This window comes from Bifidobacterium sp. UTCIF-1 (genome assembly GCF_006408915.1).
Taxonomy (GTDB): Bacteria; Actinomycetota; Actinomycetes; order Actinomycetales; family Bifidobacteriaceae; genus Bifidobacterium; species Bifidobacterium reuteri.
In genome coordinates this window covers 30,970-44,182 of the sequence record NZ_JFAG01000006.1, presented here as the reverse complement: position 1 = coordinate 44,182, position 13,213 = coordinate 30,970, and the positions used below count along the sequence as shown (strand labels likewise).

8 protein-coding genes are annotated in these 13,213 nt (G+C 60.9%); 3 read left to right on the top strand and 5 right to left on the bottom strand.

Annotated elements, in window-relative coordinates; genetic code table 11:
- Positions 1–87: 87 nt before the first annotated feature.
- Positions 88–2,532 carry a glycogen/starch/alpha-glucan phosphorylase gene (locus BW09_RS03960; RefSeq protein ID WP_140463388.1) on the bottom strand — a complete coding sequence of 815 codons (2,445 nt, stop codon included), beginning with the start codon at positions 2,530–2,532 and terminating at the stop codon, positions 88–90.
- A gap of 274 nt (positions 2,533–2,806) precedes the next feature.
- Between BW09_RS03960 and BW09_RS03955 the strand changes: the two genes are divergently transcribed.
- The gene (locus tag BW09_RS03955) at positions 2,807–3,235 is read left to right on the top strand and encodes a sterol carrier family protein (protein ID WP_140464755.1); all 429 of its coding nucleotides are present in this window, start codon (positions 2,807–2,809) and stop codon (positions 3,233–3,235) included.
- A 375-nt stretch (positions 3,236–3,610) separates the two neighbouring features.
- Here BW09_RS03955 and BW09_RS03950 read toward each other — a convergent pair whose 3' ends face one another.
- Positions 3,611–3,994, bottom strand: a complete 384-nt coding sequence (locus tag BW09_RS03950; protein WP_044089522.1) for a DUF3073 domain-containing protein — start codon at positions 3,992–3,994, stop codon at positions 3,611–3,613.
- A 134-nt stretch (positions 3,995–4,128) separates the two neighbouring features.
- Between BW09_RS03950 and trpS the strand changes: the two genes are divergently transcribed.
- Positions 4,129–5,220 carry a tryptophan--tRNA ligase gene (gene trpS, locus BW09_RS03945; RefSeq protein ID WP_140464753.1) on the top strand — a complete coding sequence of 364 codons (1,092 nt, stop codon included), beginning with the start codon at positions 4,129–4,131 and terminating at the stop codon, positions 5,218–5,220.
- A gap of 686 nt (positions 5,221–5,906) precedes the next feature.
- Here trpS and BW09_RS03940 read toward each other — a convergent pair.
- The gene (locus BW09_RS03940) at positions 5,907–6,932 is read right to left on the bottom strand and encodes a hypothetical protein (RefSeq protein WP_044090684.1); all 1,026 of its coding nucleotides are present in this window, start codon (positions 6,930–6,932) and stop codon (positions 5,907–5,909) included.
- Positions 6,933–7,154: 222 nt separating this feature from the next.
- Here BW09_RS03940 and BW09_RS03935 point away from each other — a divergent pair, with 222 nt between their 5' ends.
- Complete coding sequence (locus BW09_RS03935) at positions 7,155–8,792, top strand: amidohydrolase (protein ID WP_044090683.1); 1,638 nt, start codon at positions 7,155–7,157, stop codon at positions 8,790–8,792.
- 270 nt (positions 8,793–9,062) lie between these two features.
- Here the strand turns inward: BW09_RS03935 and BW09_RS03930 are convergent, their stop codons facing one another.
- Both BW09_RS03930 and BW09_RS11070 read right to left on the bottom strand, forming a co-directional pair.
- On the bottom strand, positions 9,063–10,700 hold the full coding sequence (locus tag BW09_RS03930; RefSeq protein ID WP_140464751.1) for a sodium/proline symporter: 1,638 nt from the start codon (positions 10,698–10,700) through the stop codon (positions 9,063–9,065).
- 155 nt (positions 10,701–10,855) lie between these two features.
- Positions 10,856–12,985: a threonine/serine exporter family protein gene (locus tag BW09_RS11070; protein WP_238566986.1), complete on the bottom strand. Its 2,130-nt coding sequence runs from the start codon at positions 12,983–12,985 to the stop codon at positions 10,856–10,858.
- Positions 12,986–13,213: the final 228 nt, after the last annotated feature.

Here is a 13,213-nt window from a genome sequence, read left to right as displayed (position 1 = left end):
GCCCCTCCATTTCCGATTTCAGCTGTCAATCATTCGACAGTCGTGAGGCAGGAACCCGCGCGCAGCTGGCGCGCCGGTTCCTAGCCGTCAGGCCAGAGGGCCGGTGTGCCAGATACGCTCGAGGTAATCCTCCATCGAGCGATCGGAGCTGAAGTAACCGGAGTTGGCGACGTTGAGCAGGGCCTTGCGGTTCCACTCGAGCGGGTCGCGGTAGAGCTTCTCGATCTGGGCCTGAATGTCGGCGTAGGAGGAGAAGTCGGCGAGGGCCATGAACCAGTCCTTGGTCAGCCAGTCGGCGACCAGCGGGGCGTAGGTGTTACGGTCACCGTTGGAGAAGGTGCCGTTGGCGACGAGGTCGATGGCGTGCTTCAGACGAGGATCGGCTTCGTAGTACTTGGCCGGATCGTAATCCTCGGCGTAGAGCTTCTCGACCTCATCAACGGTCATGCCGAAGAGGAAGAAGTTCTCAGCGCCGACCTTCTCGCGGATCTCGACGTTGGCGCCATCGAGGGTGCCGACGGTGAGCGCGCCGTTGAGGGCGAACTTCATGTTACCGGTGCCGGAAGCTTCCTTGCCGGCCTGGGAGATCTGCTCGTCGAGCTCGGTGGCCGGGATGAGGTTCTGGGCCATCTCGATGTTGTAGTTCGGGAGCATGTGGACGGCGAGCTTGCCCTTGACGTCCGGGTCGTTGTTGATGACCTTGGAGACGTTGTTGATCAGCTCGATGGTCAGCTTGGCCAGGTAGTAGCCCGGAGCGGCCTTGGCACCGAAGAACACGGTGCGCGGCAGGATCTCCTCGGCGGAGACCTCACCCTTCTTGAGGGCGGCGTACTGGGAGATGACCAGCAGGATCTTCAGGCTCTGGCGCTTGTACTCGTGCAGACGCTTGACCATGGTGTTGAACAGGGTGTTCTCGTCCACGTCGATGCCGTAGTGCTGCTTGGCGAAGCCCACGAAGGCGTGCTTGTTGGCCTGCTTGACGGCGGCGAACTTCTTGACGAACTCGTCGTCCTGGGCCAGCGGGACCAGACCCTGGAGCAGGTCGAGGTCGGACAGCCACTTATCGGTGCCCAGACCCTCGGTGATGAGGTCGGACAGGCCGGGGTTGGCGAGCTTGATGAAGCGACGAGGAGTGACGCCGTTGGTCACGTTGGTGAACTTGTCCGGGTAGGCGTCGGAGAAGTTCTTCAGGGTGACGTCCTTGAGCAGCTGGGAGTGGAGCTCGGCCACGCCGTTGACGTGGGAGCCGCCGTAGGTGGCGAGGTAGGCCATGCGGACCGCGTCACCGGTGTAGATGCGCATGTCTTCGATGGTCTTGTCGTCGATGCCCTTGTCCTTGAGCTCGTCCTCGAACTGCTCGTTGATCTTCTCGATGATCTCGAGGTGACGCGGCAGCAGCTCGCCGATCAGGCTGGCCGGCCAGACCTCGAGGGCCTCCGGCAGCAAGGTGTGGCAGGTGTAGTTGAAGGTCTTCTGGGTGATGCCCCAGGCGGTGTCCCAGTCGTAGTCGTACTCATCGATGAGGATGCGCATGAGCTCCGGGATGCCGATCACCGGGTGGGTGTCGTTGAGCTGGAAGGTGATCTTGTTCGGGAAGGTGGTCAGATCCGGCTTGTCCTGGCCCGGGTAGAAGACGCGGATGGCGTCGTGCAGGGAGGCGGACACGAAGAAGTACTGCTGCTCAAGGCGCAGTTCCTTGCCGACCTTGGTGGAGTCTTCCGGGTACAGGATCTTGGAGATGTTCTCGGCCTTGACCTGCGGCTTGACGGCGTCGAGGTACTCGCTCTTGTTGAAGGCGAGCAGATCGAACTCGTCGTAGGACTTGGCGGTCCACAGGCGCAGGGTGTTCACACGGCCGGAGGCGTAACCGGGGACCAGGTAGTCCACCGGCACGGCGCGCACGGACCAAGCCGGCTTCCAGACCTTCTTGCCGTTCTCGTCGACGACTTCGCCGCCGAAGGAGACCTTCTGGTCGCGGTTGTAGTCGACGTGACCCCACGGCTCTTCGTTGGTCAGCCAGTAATCAGGGGTTTCGACCTGCTTGCCGTTCTCGTCGAAGGTCTGCTTGAAGATGCCGTACTTGTACTGGATGCCGTAGCCGAACGCCGGCACGCCCAGGGAGGCGAGGGAGTCGATGAAGCAGGCGGCGAGACGGCCGAGGCCACCGTTGCCGAGGCCCGGCTCGTATTCGGCGTCGACGATGTCCTTCGGCTGGAAGCCCAGTGCTTCGACGGCGGCGTCGAACTGCTCGGTCAGACCGGCGTTGAGCAGCGCGTTCTCCAGCTGCTTGCCCATGAGGAACTCAGCGGAAAGGTAGCCAACAGCCTTGGTGTTGCCGTTGACGGTGTCGGCCTGGGTCTTGAACCAGGAATCGGCGAGGTGGTTGCGCACGGCCTTGGCAGCGGCAACGTAGACGTCAGCGGCAGTTGCCTGCTCGGGGGTGACGTTCTGGGTGTACTTGAGTTGTTCACGAATCTCGTCGGCGAACTGCTCTGCCGTGACGGGAGACTTGGGTGCGGTGATTTCGGTCATTATGACTTTCCTTCCGGGATAATTGCCCGTATTCATTATGCCGCGCAATAGGTAGCGCGATATGAACGTACGTATGAACTCTCCGTAACGGCATCGGCAAAGATCGTTATGCATACGTTCGCATAACAGAGCCTAGCATGACTACGTAGTTTGTGCATCTTTCATGCCTGTCATCGTTTGCAGACACAGGACAAACCATGCCTCGGCAACGCCACCTCGCCAAGGCCACCATGCCGCGACACGGCCGAGCGCCGTCCCGTGCGAAGATGGACGCATGGCTGTCATTTTGGAAAAAGACCTGAAACGAGGGGCCGAGGCGCTGCACCAGTGGAGCGACGCAGCCCATGAAGCCTCACTCGCCGCAGGCGCGACCAGCGTCGCGGACCGTCTCGCCATCGCCCCCACGCTGCCGCGACCGGCATGGGCCATGGCCGTGCGATACTCCTTATTCCTTTTGGAGCGCAAGGTGCCCGGCCCCGGCGTGGAAGTACGCGTGGCGCCGTGGGGTGCAGTCAAGATACTGGACGGCCCGGCATCGGATCCGCATAATCTCACACCGCCCGATGTCATCGAACTCGAACCGGACGTATGGCTGCGTCTGGCCTGCGGCATCACGACATGGGCGGAGGAAAAGGACGCCGGCCACATCAGCGCGGTCGGCGAACGCGACGACCTGAGCGACCTGCTGCCGCTGGCTCGCTGATTCTATTCCGGCTCTCCTTGTCAGGACAGCACCGTAAAGCAAACAGCGGAGCTGTTTGTAGGTGCTGTGCGAGCCGACAGGCGAGCTGGCAAACCGCGCGCGAAGCGCGTCCACAATTGCAGGACCAGCACCGTAAAGCAAACAGCGGAGCTGTTTGTAGGTGCTGTGCGAGCCGACAGGCGAGCTGGCAAACCGCGCGCGAAGCGCGTCCATAATTGCGGGACCAGCACCACTCAACCAATTACAACCGAATCAATGGCTCTTCAGTCATACTTAACAATCCACAAACAAACCCGAATGAATAAAGGCACCCACTACCGGGTGCCTTTATTCGTTACTGCGCTTTCGATACTGGATTCTCAGTACCGACTACCGTCACTGCTTCGGCTTGAGCGCGCTCGGAATCGGGCGCGGCTTCGGCATCGGAATCGGCTTGTGAGGAGCTACCGGCTTGGCGGCCGTCGTCTTCGGGAATTCACCGCTGGTGGCCTTGGCCGCAGCCTCAGCCGCCCACTTGGCGTACTCGTCCAAATCATCGTCCGCAACGGGAGCGGCATGCTTGCTGTTGGCGGAATCATCGGATTTCACATCGGTGTCCGCATATTGGTCTTCAACGTCGGCGAACGGGTCAACAGAACCTGTTCCCGGCTCTTGCTCACTCAGCTCTTTTGCCAGCTCATCGTAATCGGTGTCGGTAGTCAGATACTTCAGCTTACGGGCTATTTTCTGCTGTTTTGCCTTCTGACGTCCGCGGCCCATCTGACCCCCTGAAATTACTATGCTGTTCGATTCATCAACTTAAGAGAGTACCACCTAAAATGTCCATGTTCGTTGTCGGCTCACACTTTTACCATAAAAGCGTTTATTTCCAAGGCACTTTCAAAGGAATCCGCATGACCGACGAGCAGCAACTGACAGCGGCAGGCAATGAAATGAGCGCGAGCTTCCTCGCAGCGAAGAAGCGTTCCGACGAGACGCTTGCCAAGCTCGAGGCCGAGCCCGGCAAGTTCACGATGCTCACCGGCGACCGCCCCACCGGGCGTCTGCACCTGGGCCACTACTTCGGCTCCATCAAGGAGCGCGTGGCCATGCAGAACAAGGGCGTGCATTCGAACATCATCATCGCGGACTACCAGGTGATCACCGACCGCGACACCACCGAGCACATCCAGGAGAACGTGCTCAACTTGGTGCTTGACTACATGGCCGCCGGCATCGACCCGAAGAAGACCATGATCTACGCGCACTCCGCCGTGCCGGCCGAGAACCAGCTGCTGCTGCCGTTCCTCTCCCTGGTCACCGAGGCTGAGCTGCACCGCAACCCCACCGTGAAGTCCGAGATGGAGGCGTCCGGCCACGCGCTGACCGGCCTGCTGCTCACCTATCCGGTGCATCAGGCATGCGACATCCTCTTCTGCAAGGCCAACGTGGTGCCGATCGGCAAGGACAACCTGCCGCACATCGAGATCACCCGCACCATCGCCCGTCGTTTCAACGAACGCTACGCCAAGAAGCACCCGGTGTTCCCGGAGCCGGCCGCCATCCTGTCCGACGCGCCTGAAATCCCGGGCCTCGACGGCCGCAAGATGAGCAAGTCGTACGGCAACTCCATCATGCTGGGCGCCACGGCCGAGGAGACCGCCAAGCTCATCAAGAAGAGCCCCACCGACTCCGAGCGCCGCATCACCTTCGACCCGATCGCCCGCCCGCAGGTCTCGGCGCTGCTGACCACCGCTGGCCTGGTGACCGGCCGCGACCCGAAGGACATCGCCGAGGAGATCGGTGACGCCGGCGCAGGCGCGCTCAAGGCGTATGTGATCGAATCCGTGAACAGCTTCCTGGCCCCGCACCGCGAGCGCCGGGCGGAGCTCGCCAAGGACATGGACTACATCCGCGACGTGCTCGAAGACGGCAACAAGCGCGCCAACGCCATCGCCGAGGAGACCCTCGACCAGGTGCGCGAGGCCATGGGCATGAAGTACTGACCGGCTCCGACCGGTTCGGGGCCTCCGCCAAATCCATCATCCGAATCCCGCTCATTGCAATGACTACGGTCGTGCAATGAGCGGGATTTGCTGTATCTCATCGGCAACACGCCGCGATGCGTTTCAAACTGTCGCAAAAAGCAGGTGCAGCAACGGGCGCGCGCAATAAGACAGCCGCGAAAATCGACATCACCGGATTAAATCATGCTGATCATGCCTCGGCAACATGCCTCGGCAACATGCCTCGGCAACAGCTATCTGCTTTCAATGAGGTACTTTTACGACTTTGCGGAAAGCTATCTGCCTTCAATGAGGTATCGAAAACAGGAAACCGAGAGTATGTCTGGCGTTATTGCAGTGCTTGTACTCGCAATATCCCGTTATAGGCACCACACTGAAGGCAGATAGCTTTCCGCAAAGCCCCGGATGTACCTCATTGAACGGAGATACAAGAAAATAGAGGAGCGCACGTCCACATCTCCGAGGCATGGCGCAGTATTCCACGGAAACCCTTGTCCACAACAACGTCATTCCCGACGAAGCAACACCATCATGGGACTCATCATGGCCCGTCACCTCGATGAAACACGTACCACCCACATCACGTACCTCAGAACCCATGGATGAGCAGCAATCAGAGACGTTCCCCACTCACAGTAGTGATACGCGAGCAACATACGACGTATCTATGCGACGGCATCTAACTCATCCGAGGCAGCACCAAAAACAGCACCATCACCATTGCCGGCATGCAACAATGGCGTGAAATGGAGCTTCTCATGCATCGGCTTGCGACGCAAACCCCGACCATCGCAAACCTGCAATATGGTCTTGCGAGCAGTCAGCTCGACATGCTGCCCGACTACCTCCTCTATCCTCCTCGCCACCCTTCTCGCCAAGGCTTCTTCGCTCTCATCGTCTCCGAGGTCGAGTTTGGTGACCTGCACGTATTGCCATCCTTCATCTTCAATCGCCTGCCGTCTTCTCGTGTCATTCAGCCATTGTCCGGCATGATGAGAACCATCGTATTCAATGCAGACCTTGAATTCCGGATACGCCAAATCAAGGTACACGGGCTTGCGATTCCTTCCTGCGACAATCGGGTAATTCACCTGCGGGCAGTCCAAACCATATTTCAGCATCACCAACCGCGTTCGACTCTCCATCGAAGAGTCCGTGCCGCTTCTCGCCAACAGCAATGCCCGTTTGCAATTCTCATAACCCGGGAACAGTCTGGCCCGCTTTCCTTCGCCTTGCATGGTTCGAACCTGCGATTCCGCCGCATGCACATATGCGGCGAGTTCGTCCAATGTCGTTCGGCACAACCTCCCGTTCCTGCGCATCATCGAATCGGCCAGCACTATGAGTTCCTCCAAATCCAGATAGGCTGCGAACATCGCCCATGTGCAAGCTGGGGACGTGCACGGGAATTGACGTTCGACCATGACCTCGTCCAAAGGAAACGACCAGACGACCGGCGTGACACCATAAATACGGTATCGTTGGCTCGCATGCGAGACGGCGACTACGGCAGTGTTCTTCAGCCGTCGGCATTTACTGGACAGTCGGGGCAGCTCAATCGCCTGAAGCTCCAAAGCGGTCATCAGGGCATAAGGAGGACGCCACCCGCTACGCTGCTGAATCTCTGCGCACGCTTTCATGCGCTGGTACTTGAGTTCCGTCAGTTCCGACAATGTGTCCGCCCCGCCCATGATGATCACTCCTTTGTGACATACAGCACGGGTATTGGGAACCCGCATAATCGCAAGTCTAAAGACCGACGCCACCGCTTGTCCATCGTCCTGTTTTTCTGGTGGATAAATGTGGATAACACGGTGGATAACCCGGTGGATAACTCCGCATATGGCACAGGGTAGCCCGAGTTGTTCCCGGAACCGCAGCCAGCATTCACACAGGCGTGGCATGATGTCGGTATGAGCAGCTTGGTGCATATCGTCAATGCAGGTATTCCCGGAACGCGGGGACACGTGGACGTGGTGCTTCGCAATGGGAGCGTCGCGTCCGTCAGCCCGACCCCGACAGCGGAGAACGGTGGCGCTATGACGCGCAGCGGAGGCTCGCCGTCCGGCGAATCCACAACCGATGGGGGCGCAACCACAACCACCATCGACGCTGATGGGCTGTGGGTCATTCCCGGTCTGTGGGACTGCCACACGCATTTCACGCAATGGGCCAAGACACTGGGGCGTCTCGATCTCATCAATGCGCATTCGGCGGCCGAGGCGATGGATATGCTGCGCGCGCATCTGGATGAACGACGCGCGGCCGGGACCCTCAACCCTGATGCGTTCGTAGTGGGCATGCGTTTCCGTCATTCGCTGTGGGCCGACGACGAGCAGCCCACGCTGGCTGCCATCGACGCCGCGTCCGGCGAGCAGCCGGTGGCGCTTTCCAGTGCGGACATGCACTGTGGTTGGGTCAATTCCGCGGCGGCGCGCCGGCTCGGGGTCCACGTGGACGGCAAGACCGGCCTCGTGGGCGAGCTCGAGTGGTTCAACGCGTACACGCAATTCGATTCGGTTCCGGGAGCCGCCGAGGAGACCGACCGGTTGTTGCGCGAGGCGGAGAAGGACGCTGCCGGCAAGGGCATCGTCGGCATCCGAGACTACGAAATGGCCGAGAACATCAACACATGGATCGCTCGTTTCTCGGCCGGCATCAACGGCCTGCGGGTGGATACCGGCGTCTATCCCGAACGTCTGCGGGAGGCTATCGACGCAGGCTGGCATACCGGCGACCCGTTGCCCGGCAGCCATGGCCTGGGGCGCGTCGGCGCCATGAAGCTCATCGCGGACGGCTCGCTCAACACACGTTCCGCGTATTGCTCCACGCCGTATTCCGGCATCGAACCCCCAACCTACGGCACCCTGAGCTACACGCCGCAGCAGATTGAGGATTACATGCGTCTGGCCACCGAACATGGCTTCGACATCGCCTGCCACGCCATTGGAGATGAGGCAAACACCATTGTTCTGAACGCGGCGGAGGCCACCCATGCCCACGGCTCGATCGAGCATGCCCAGATGCTCAAGCCCCGGGATATTCCACGCCTGGCGGCGTTGGGCCTTGATGCGAGCATCCAGCCCCAGCATGCGATGGACGACCGAGACGTCATAGCTCGATTCTGGGCCCATCCCGCCGGCATCCCCTACCCGTTCCGCGCTCTCGCCGATACCATGGCTGTGGCTGCCGAAGATGCGCGCACGCGCGGAATCACGGGCATTCCCGGCAGCGGCCGATACGGACAAGCGCGGTTGCGCATGGGGTCCGACGCGCCGGTTGCGCCGCTCGATCCATGGTTGGCCATTTCCGCCGCCGTGTTCGAGACCGAAAGCTCGGATCGCGAGCCATTCCAGCCGGAGCAGCGTTTGAGCATTCGCACCGCATTGTCCGCGTCGACGGCCTTGGGACGCGAGTCCGTTCAACCAGGAGACCCGGCTGACCTCGCGCTACTTGACGTTGACCCATACTCCATTGACACGCCTGAGGACATGCGTGCTTTGTCCACGCACGTGGCGATGACATTCCTAGACGGCATGCGCACGCATTAGCGTCATGGTCCCGCGAATAATGTTTTCTTCATCCGCATACACGGTTAGCCTGATCATGCCTCGGCAACAGCTATCTGCCTTCAATGAGGTACTTTTACGACTTTGCGGAAAGCTATCTGCCTTCAATGAGGTATCGAAAACAGGAAACCGAGAGTATGTCTGGCGTTATTGCAGTGCTTGTACTCGCAATATCCCGTTATAGGCACCACACTGAAGGCAGATAGCTTTCCGCAAAGCCCCGGATGTACCTCATTGAAGGCAGATAGCCGTTCACACGCCGCGGACCTCGGACTCCATGACCTTCATCGGCTCATCCACCAACACGGAACCGTTGGGCAGGGTGCCGGGCAACGGGTCGTCCATGTAGTGGTCGAATTCATAGAGCATCTGGTCGCTCGGCGCCTTGGTCACGAGCGACACCACCACAATGAACAACAGCGAGACGATGAATGCCGGCAACAGCTCGTAGATGGCGAACACCCCGCCCATCGGCTTGATGAGGTTATGCCAGATCAGCACGGTCGCGGTGCCGGAAAGCATGCCGGCCACCGCCCCGGCCCGGTTGGTGCGCCTCCAATACAGCGCGCACAGCATCAGCGGCCCGAACGAGGCGCCCAGACCTGCCCACGCATAGGAAACCACCTGGAAGATCGAGGAATTCTGGTCGAACGCCACGAGAACACCGAACAGGAACATCACGACAAGCGTCAATCGGGCCACGATCATGACCTGCCTGTCGGTGGCCTTCTTGTGGAACAGCCCACGGAAGATGTTCTCGCCCATGGCGGAGGCGCCGATAATCATGTACGACGAGCTGGAGCTCATGGAAGCCGCGAAAATGCCGGACACCACCACGCCACACACAAAGCTCGGCAGTAGGGCCTGCGCCAACACGATGAAAATGGTTTCAGCGGATGCCGCAGTGAGCAGGTGGGTGGGCATCATCGCGCGTCCCACAAGTCCGATGCACACGGCGCTGGCCAATGACAGCACGCACCATCCCGTCGCGATGATTCGGGACTTGCGCACTTCCTCGACGCTGCGAATCGACAGGAACCTCACCAGCACCTGCGGCATGCCGAAGTACCCGAGGCCCCACGCCAGCATCGAAACAATGGTGATGACGCCGTAGTCGGTCGGCGCGCCGAAGAGCGCACGCCCCGCTTCGACGATCTGCTCCCCGCTCACCGGGTCAAGCTGAGGAGCCGCTACTTGGGTGCCGGAAAGGAATCCGGGGATGGACTGCAGAAACGCCACGGTATTGCCGATGCCGCCCGCAGACGCCACTGTGCCGATGAACACCACAGCGAGCGCGAAGAACATTAGCAGGCCTTGGATGAAGTCGGTCATCACGACCGAAAGATAACCGCCGACGATGGTGTAGACGAACACCACTGCCGCGCCGACGATCATCATCACGTGGTAGTCAAAGCCGAAGAGCGCGTGGAACAGCTTGCCGACCGTGACGAAGCAGCTGCCCACATACACGCAGAAGAACACCAGAATGATGACGGCGGCGATCGTGGAGATCACGCCACGACGGTCATGGAAGCGCTTGGCGAAGAAATCCGGGATGGTGATGGCGTCGCCGGCCACCACCGAGTAGCGGCGCAGGCGCCGAGCCACGAGCTTCCAGTTGAGATAAGTGCCGAGCGCCAGTCCGATGGAGGTCCACATCGGGTCGGCCGCGCCGGTGAAGTAGGCCAGGCCCGGCAGGCCCATGAGCAGCCAGCCGGACATGTCGGAGGCCTCGGCGCTCAGCGCGGTGAGCCATGGCCCCACGCCACGCCCGCCCGCGAAGTATTCCTTGGAGGAGGAGTTGGACCGTTTGGAGTAGATGAATCCGATGGACAGCATGGCTGCGAAATACAGCACCATGGCCAGCAAAATCCAGAAATCGTTTGCCAACTGCGTTCCTCTCTGCTCTATTGGCTCTATTGGCTCTCTTGCGCGCTGTACTTTTCGATTGAGCGATGCCGACGCTTGCCGCTATCCGCCCGATAGTAGCGGATAGCGGCTCCCCATGCCCAGTCATCGACACGATGCTGAGACTCGGGTGCCGACTAGATGTCGTATCGCCAGGATTTGTCGGTGATGACGCGGGCCATCGCCAGGCCGATCGGCAGGCAAATGATCACCATGAACGCGCGGAACGCCCAATCCAGCGCATTCAACGTGTCGAAACTGCCGAGGTACCACATGGCACGGTACATGTACAGGCCCGGAACCATGATCACGATCGACGGCACGGTCAGGCAGATACGCGGATAGCCGAGGTGCGGGGGCAGCCAGCCCTTGCGCACCGACGAACGCCATGCGGAGGCGAGCAGGCCGGCCAGCAACGCACCGATGAACGCACCGGCTTCAGGCGGCACGTTCATCAGTTCGACGATCTCCAGTCGCAACGTGTCGGTGATGGCGCCAATCAACGCGGCGACCAGGCACATGCGTTGCGGCGAATTGAACATGATGGAGAAGCCCCACACACCGAGGAACGCGAACATGAAGCGCAGCACCCCATTCACCCAGACGTTGAGTCCCAACGGCTCGAATCCGGTGGGGTTCAGATGCACGATGGTGGCGACCATCCAACCTGCGAGCGTGGCCATCAGCACGATGCACAGGAAGTACATCAGGCGCTGGATGCCTGACGGGAAGTCGATTTTGGCCATGTCGAGACCGCTGGTGATCAGCGGGAATCCGGGGATAACGAACAGCATGGCACCGATGTACGCGGTGTCGTGCTGCAGCGCCACCGGGTCGAACAGGCCGATGAGTCGCAGGGTGCCGGTGCAGGCGAGCGCCGCGACGGCCACGCATACGAACGTGACGAAGAACTGGTTGAGATGGTGTTTGAACAGCCGGCGCCGCAGCCAGTGCCCGAGGCCGGCGCCGACGAACGCACCGATCATATCGTACGGACCGCCGCCGAGCAGGAACACGAAGGATGCACAGGCGATGGCCGAGGCGAGTCCCGCGAAGGCCGGTGAATACAACGGCTTGCGACGCTCAATCATGTCGAGGCGCTGGTGGGCCTGCCGCACGGTGATGCCAGGGCGCCCCTTCACCGGCTGCTGGCCGACATGGTCGAAGTGGGCGGCGTACTCGCCCTTCGGCGGTTTGTGCGGATTCCCATGACGGTCGGTCGTCGCGGCGGAGACAAAACCGTCGTCCGGCGCAGCACCGTGGCGGCCGGCATGGCCGTGACCGCCATGCACGTCGTGGACATGATGCATTTGATCGCGGATATCCCGGAATTCATGGGCTTCACGGCTCGCCCCTGCGGCAGCGCCGTCTGCACCGGCAGTGCCAGCATTACCTACATCGCCAGCAACACCGACAGTGCCATCCTCTGCGGCTGGCGATTCCGCCGCACCGGCTGCATCGGCCGCCGCACCAGCCGCACTCGTCGCACCGGCGGAATCACTCATATTGTCGACGAATTCCGCGAACTCGACGCCCATCACTTCGGCATCCGCCTGCCCGTCCTCATCGCCATTACGGTGGCGATGGGCAAGGCGCCGGCGTTCCTCCTGCTCGGCGACGGCCGCCCTCGCAGCCAGCGATTCGGTCATCGCGGACTGCGACCAGTCCGTCTCGTGCACGTTGAGCTGTTCGGCCAGCGGCTGGCCCGGATCGGTGTGTCGGCTGGCCTCCTCGAGCGCGTCGAGCACGGCGTCCTGACCTTCCCGCGCATCCGCGCCGACCTGCTCATGCTGCACTTCGGCTTCCTGAGCCTCCGCCTGACGCTCCTTCTTCTCCTCGCGAATCCGCTTGGAAAGATCCGCCGATATCTGCGAGGCGTCCTTCTCGTCGAGATGCTGCATCAGCCCGGAAGACACCTCGGAGGTCTTGTGATACATCGACTCCTCGCCAAGGTTCACGCTGAACCAGTCGGCGAAATGCTCGAGCAGCCAGATGCGCTCGGTATTGACGCCGGTAGTAGGCAGATCGATGACTTCGGTGATGCGGTCCTTGCCGTCCGTGCAGGCGGCTTCGATGTCCGTGAGGTTGACGTCGGCGCGCACGTGCACGCCGAGCGGGTAGGCGATGCGGTGCATCATCTCGCGCACACGGAACGATCCGGTGCCGGCTGAGAGGTCGAGCAGGCCCACGCGCACGATCACGCTGGCTTTGGCTGCGATGCCGGCTTCGGTGATCGGCTTGTCCCAGTCGCGCTCGATGTCCTCCATGTCCAAAGGAATGGAGTGGGTGTGGAAATGCTGCACGGCGATGGCACCGTGTTCGTCGGGTTTGCGGTGTTCCTGATGCGTCTGCGGGTGCTCGATGTGATTCGTCTGCTGCTGCATGCGATTCCCCACTTCCCTAACTTAGTCTCTCGACTCTCGACTGTTGTGTCAGTGTTCCCGCTGCGTTCCTGCTGCATTACCGCTTCCGCGGCGGATTGCACAGTGTCTGCA

What these genes read in the sequence shown, in the direction of transcription:
- BW09_RS03940 (WP_044090684.1), bottom strand. Translation starts at nt 6,932, where the DNA reads ATGGGCGGGGCGGACACATTGTCGGAACTGACGGAACTCAAGTACCAG.
- BW09_RS03950 (WP_044089522.1), bottom strand. Translation starts at nt 3,994, where the DNA reads ATGGGCCGCGGACGTCAGAAGGCAAAACAGCAGAAAATAGCCCGTAAG.
- BW09_RS03935 (WP_044090683.1), top strand. Translation starts at nt 7,155, where the DNA reads ATGAGCAGCTTGGTGCATATCGTCAATGCAGGTATTCCCGGAACGCGG.
- BW09_RS03960 (WP_140463388.1), bottom strand. Translation starts at nt 2,532, where the DNA reads ATGACCGAAATCACCGCACCCAAGTCTCCCGTCACGGCAGAGCAGTTC.
- BW09_RS11070 (WP_238566986.1), bottom strand. Translation starts at nt 12,985, where the DNA reads ATGGAGGACATCGAGCGCGACTGGGACAAGCCGATCACCGAAGCCGGC.
- BW09_RS03955 (WP_140464755.1), top strand. Translation starts at nt 2,807, where the DNA reads ATGGCTGTCATTTTGGAAAAAGACCTGAAACGAGGGGCCGAGGCGCTG.
- trpS (WP_140464753.1), top strand. Translation starts at nt 4,129, where the DNA reads ATGACCGACGAGCAGCAACTGACAGCGGCAGGCAATGAAATGAGCGCG.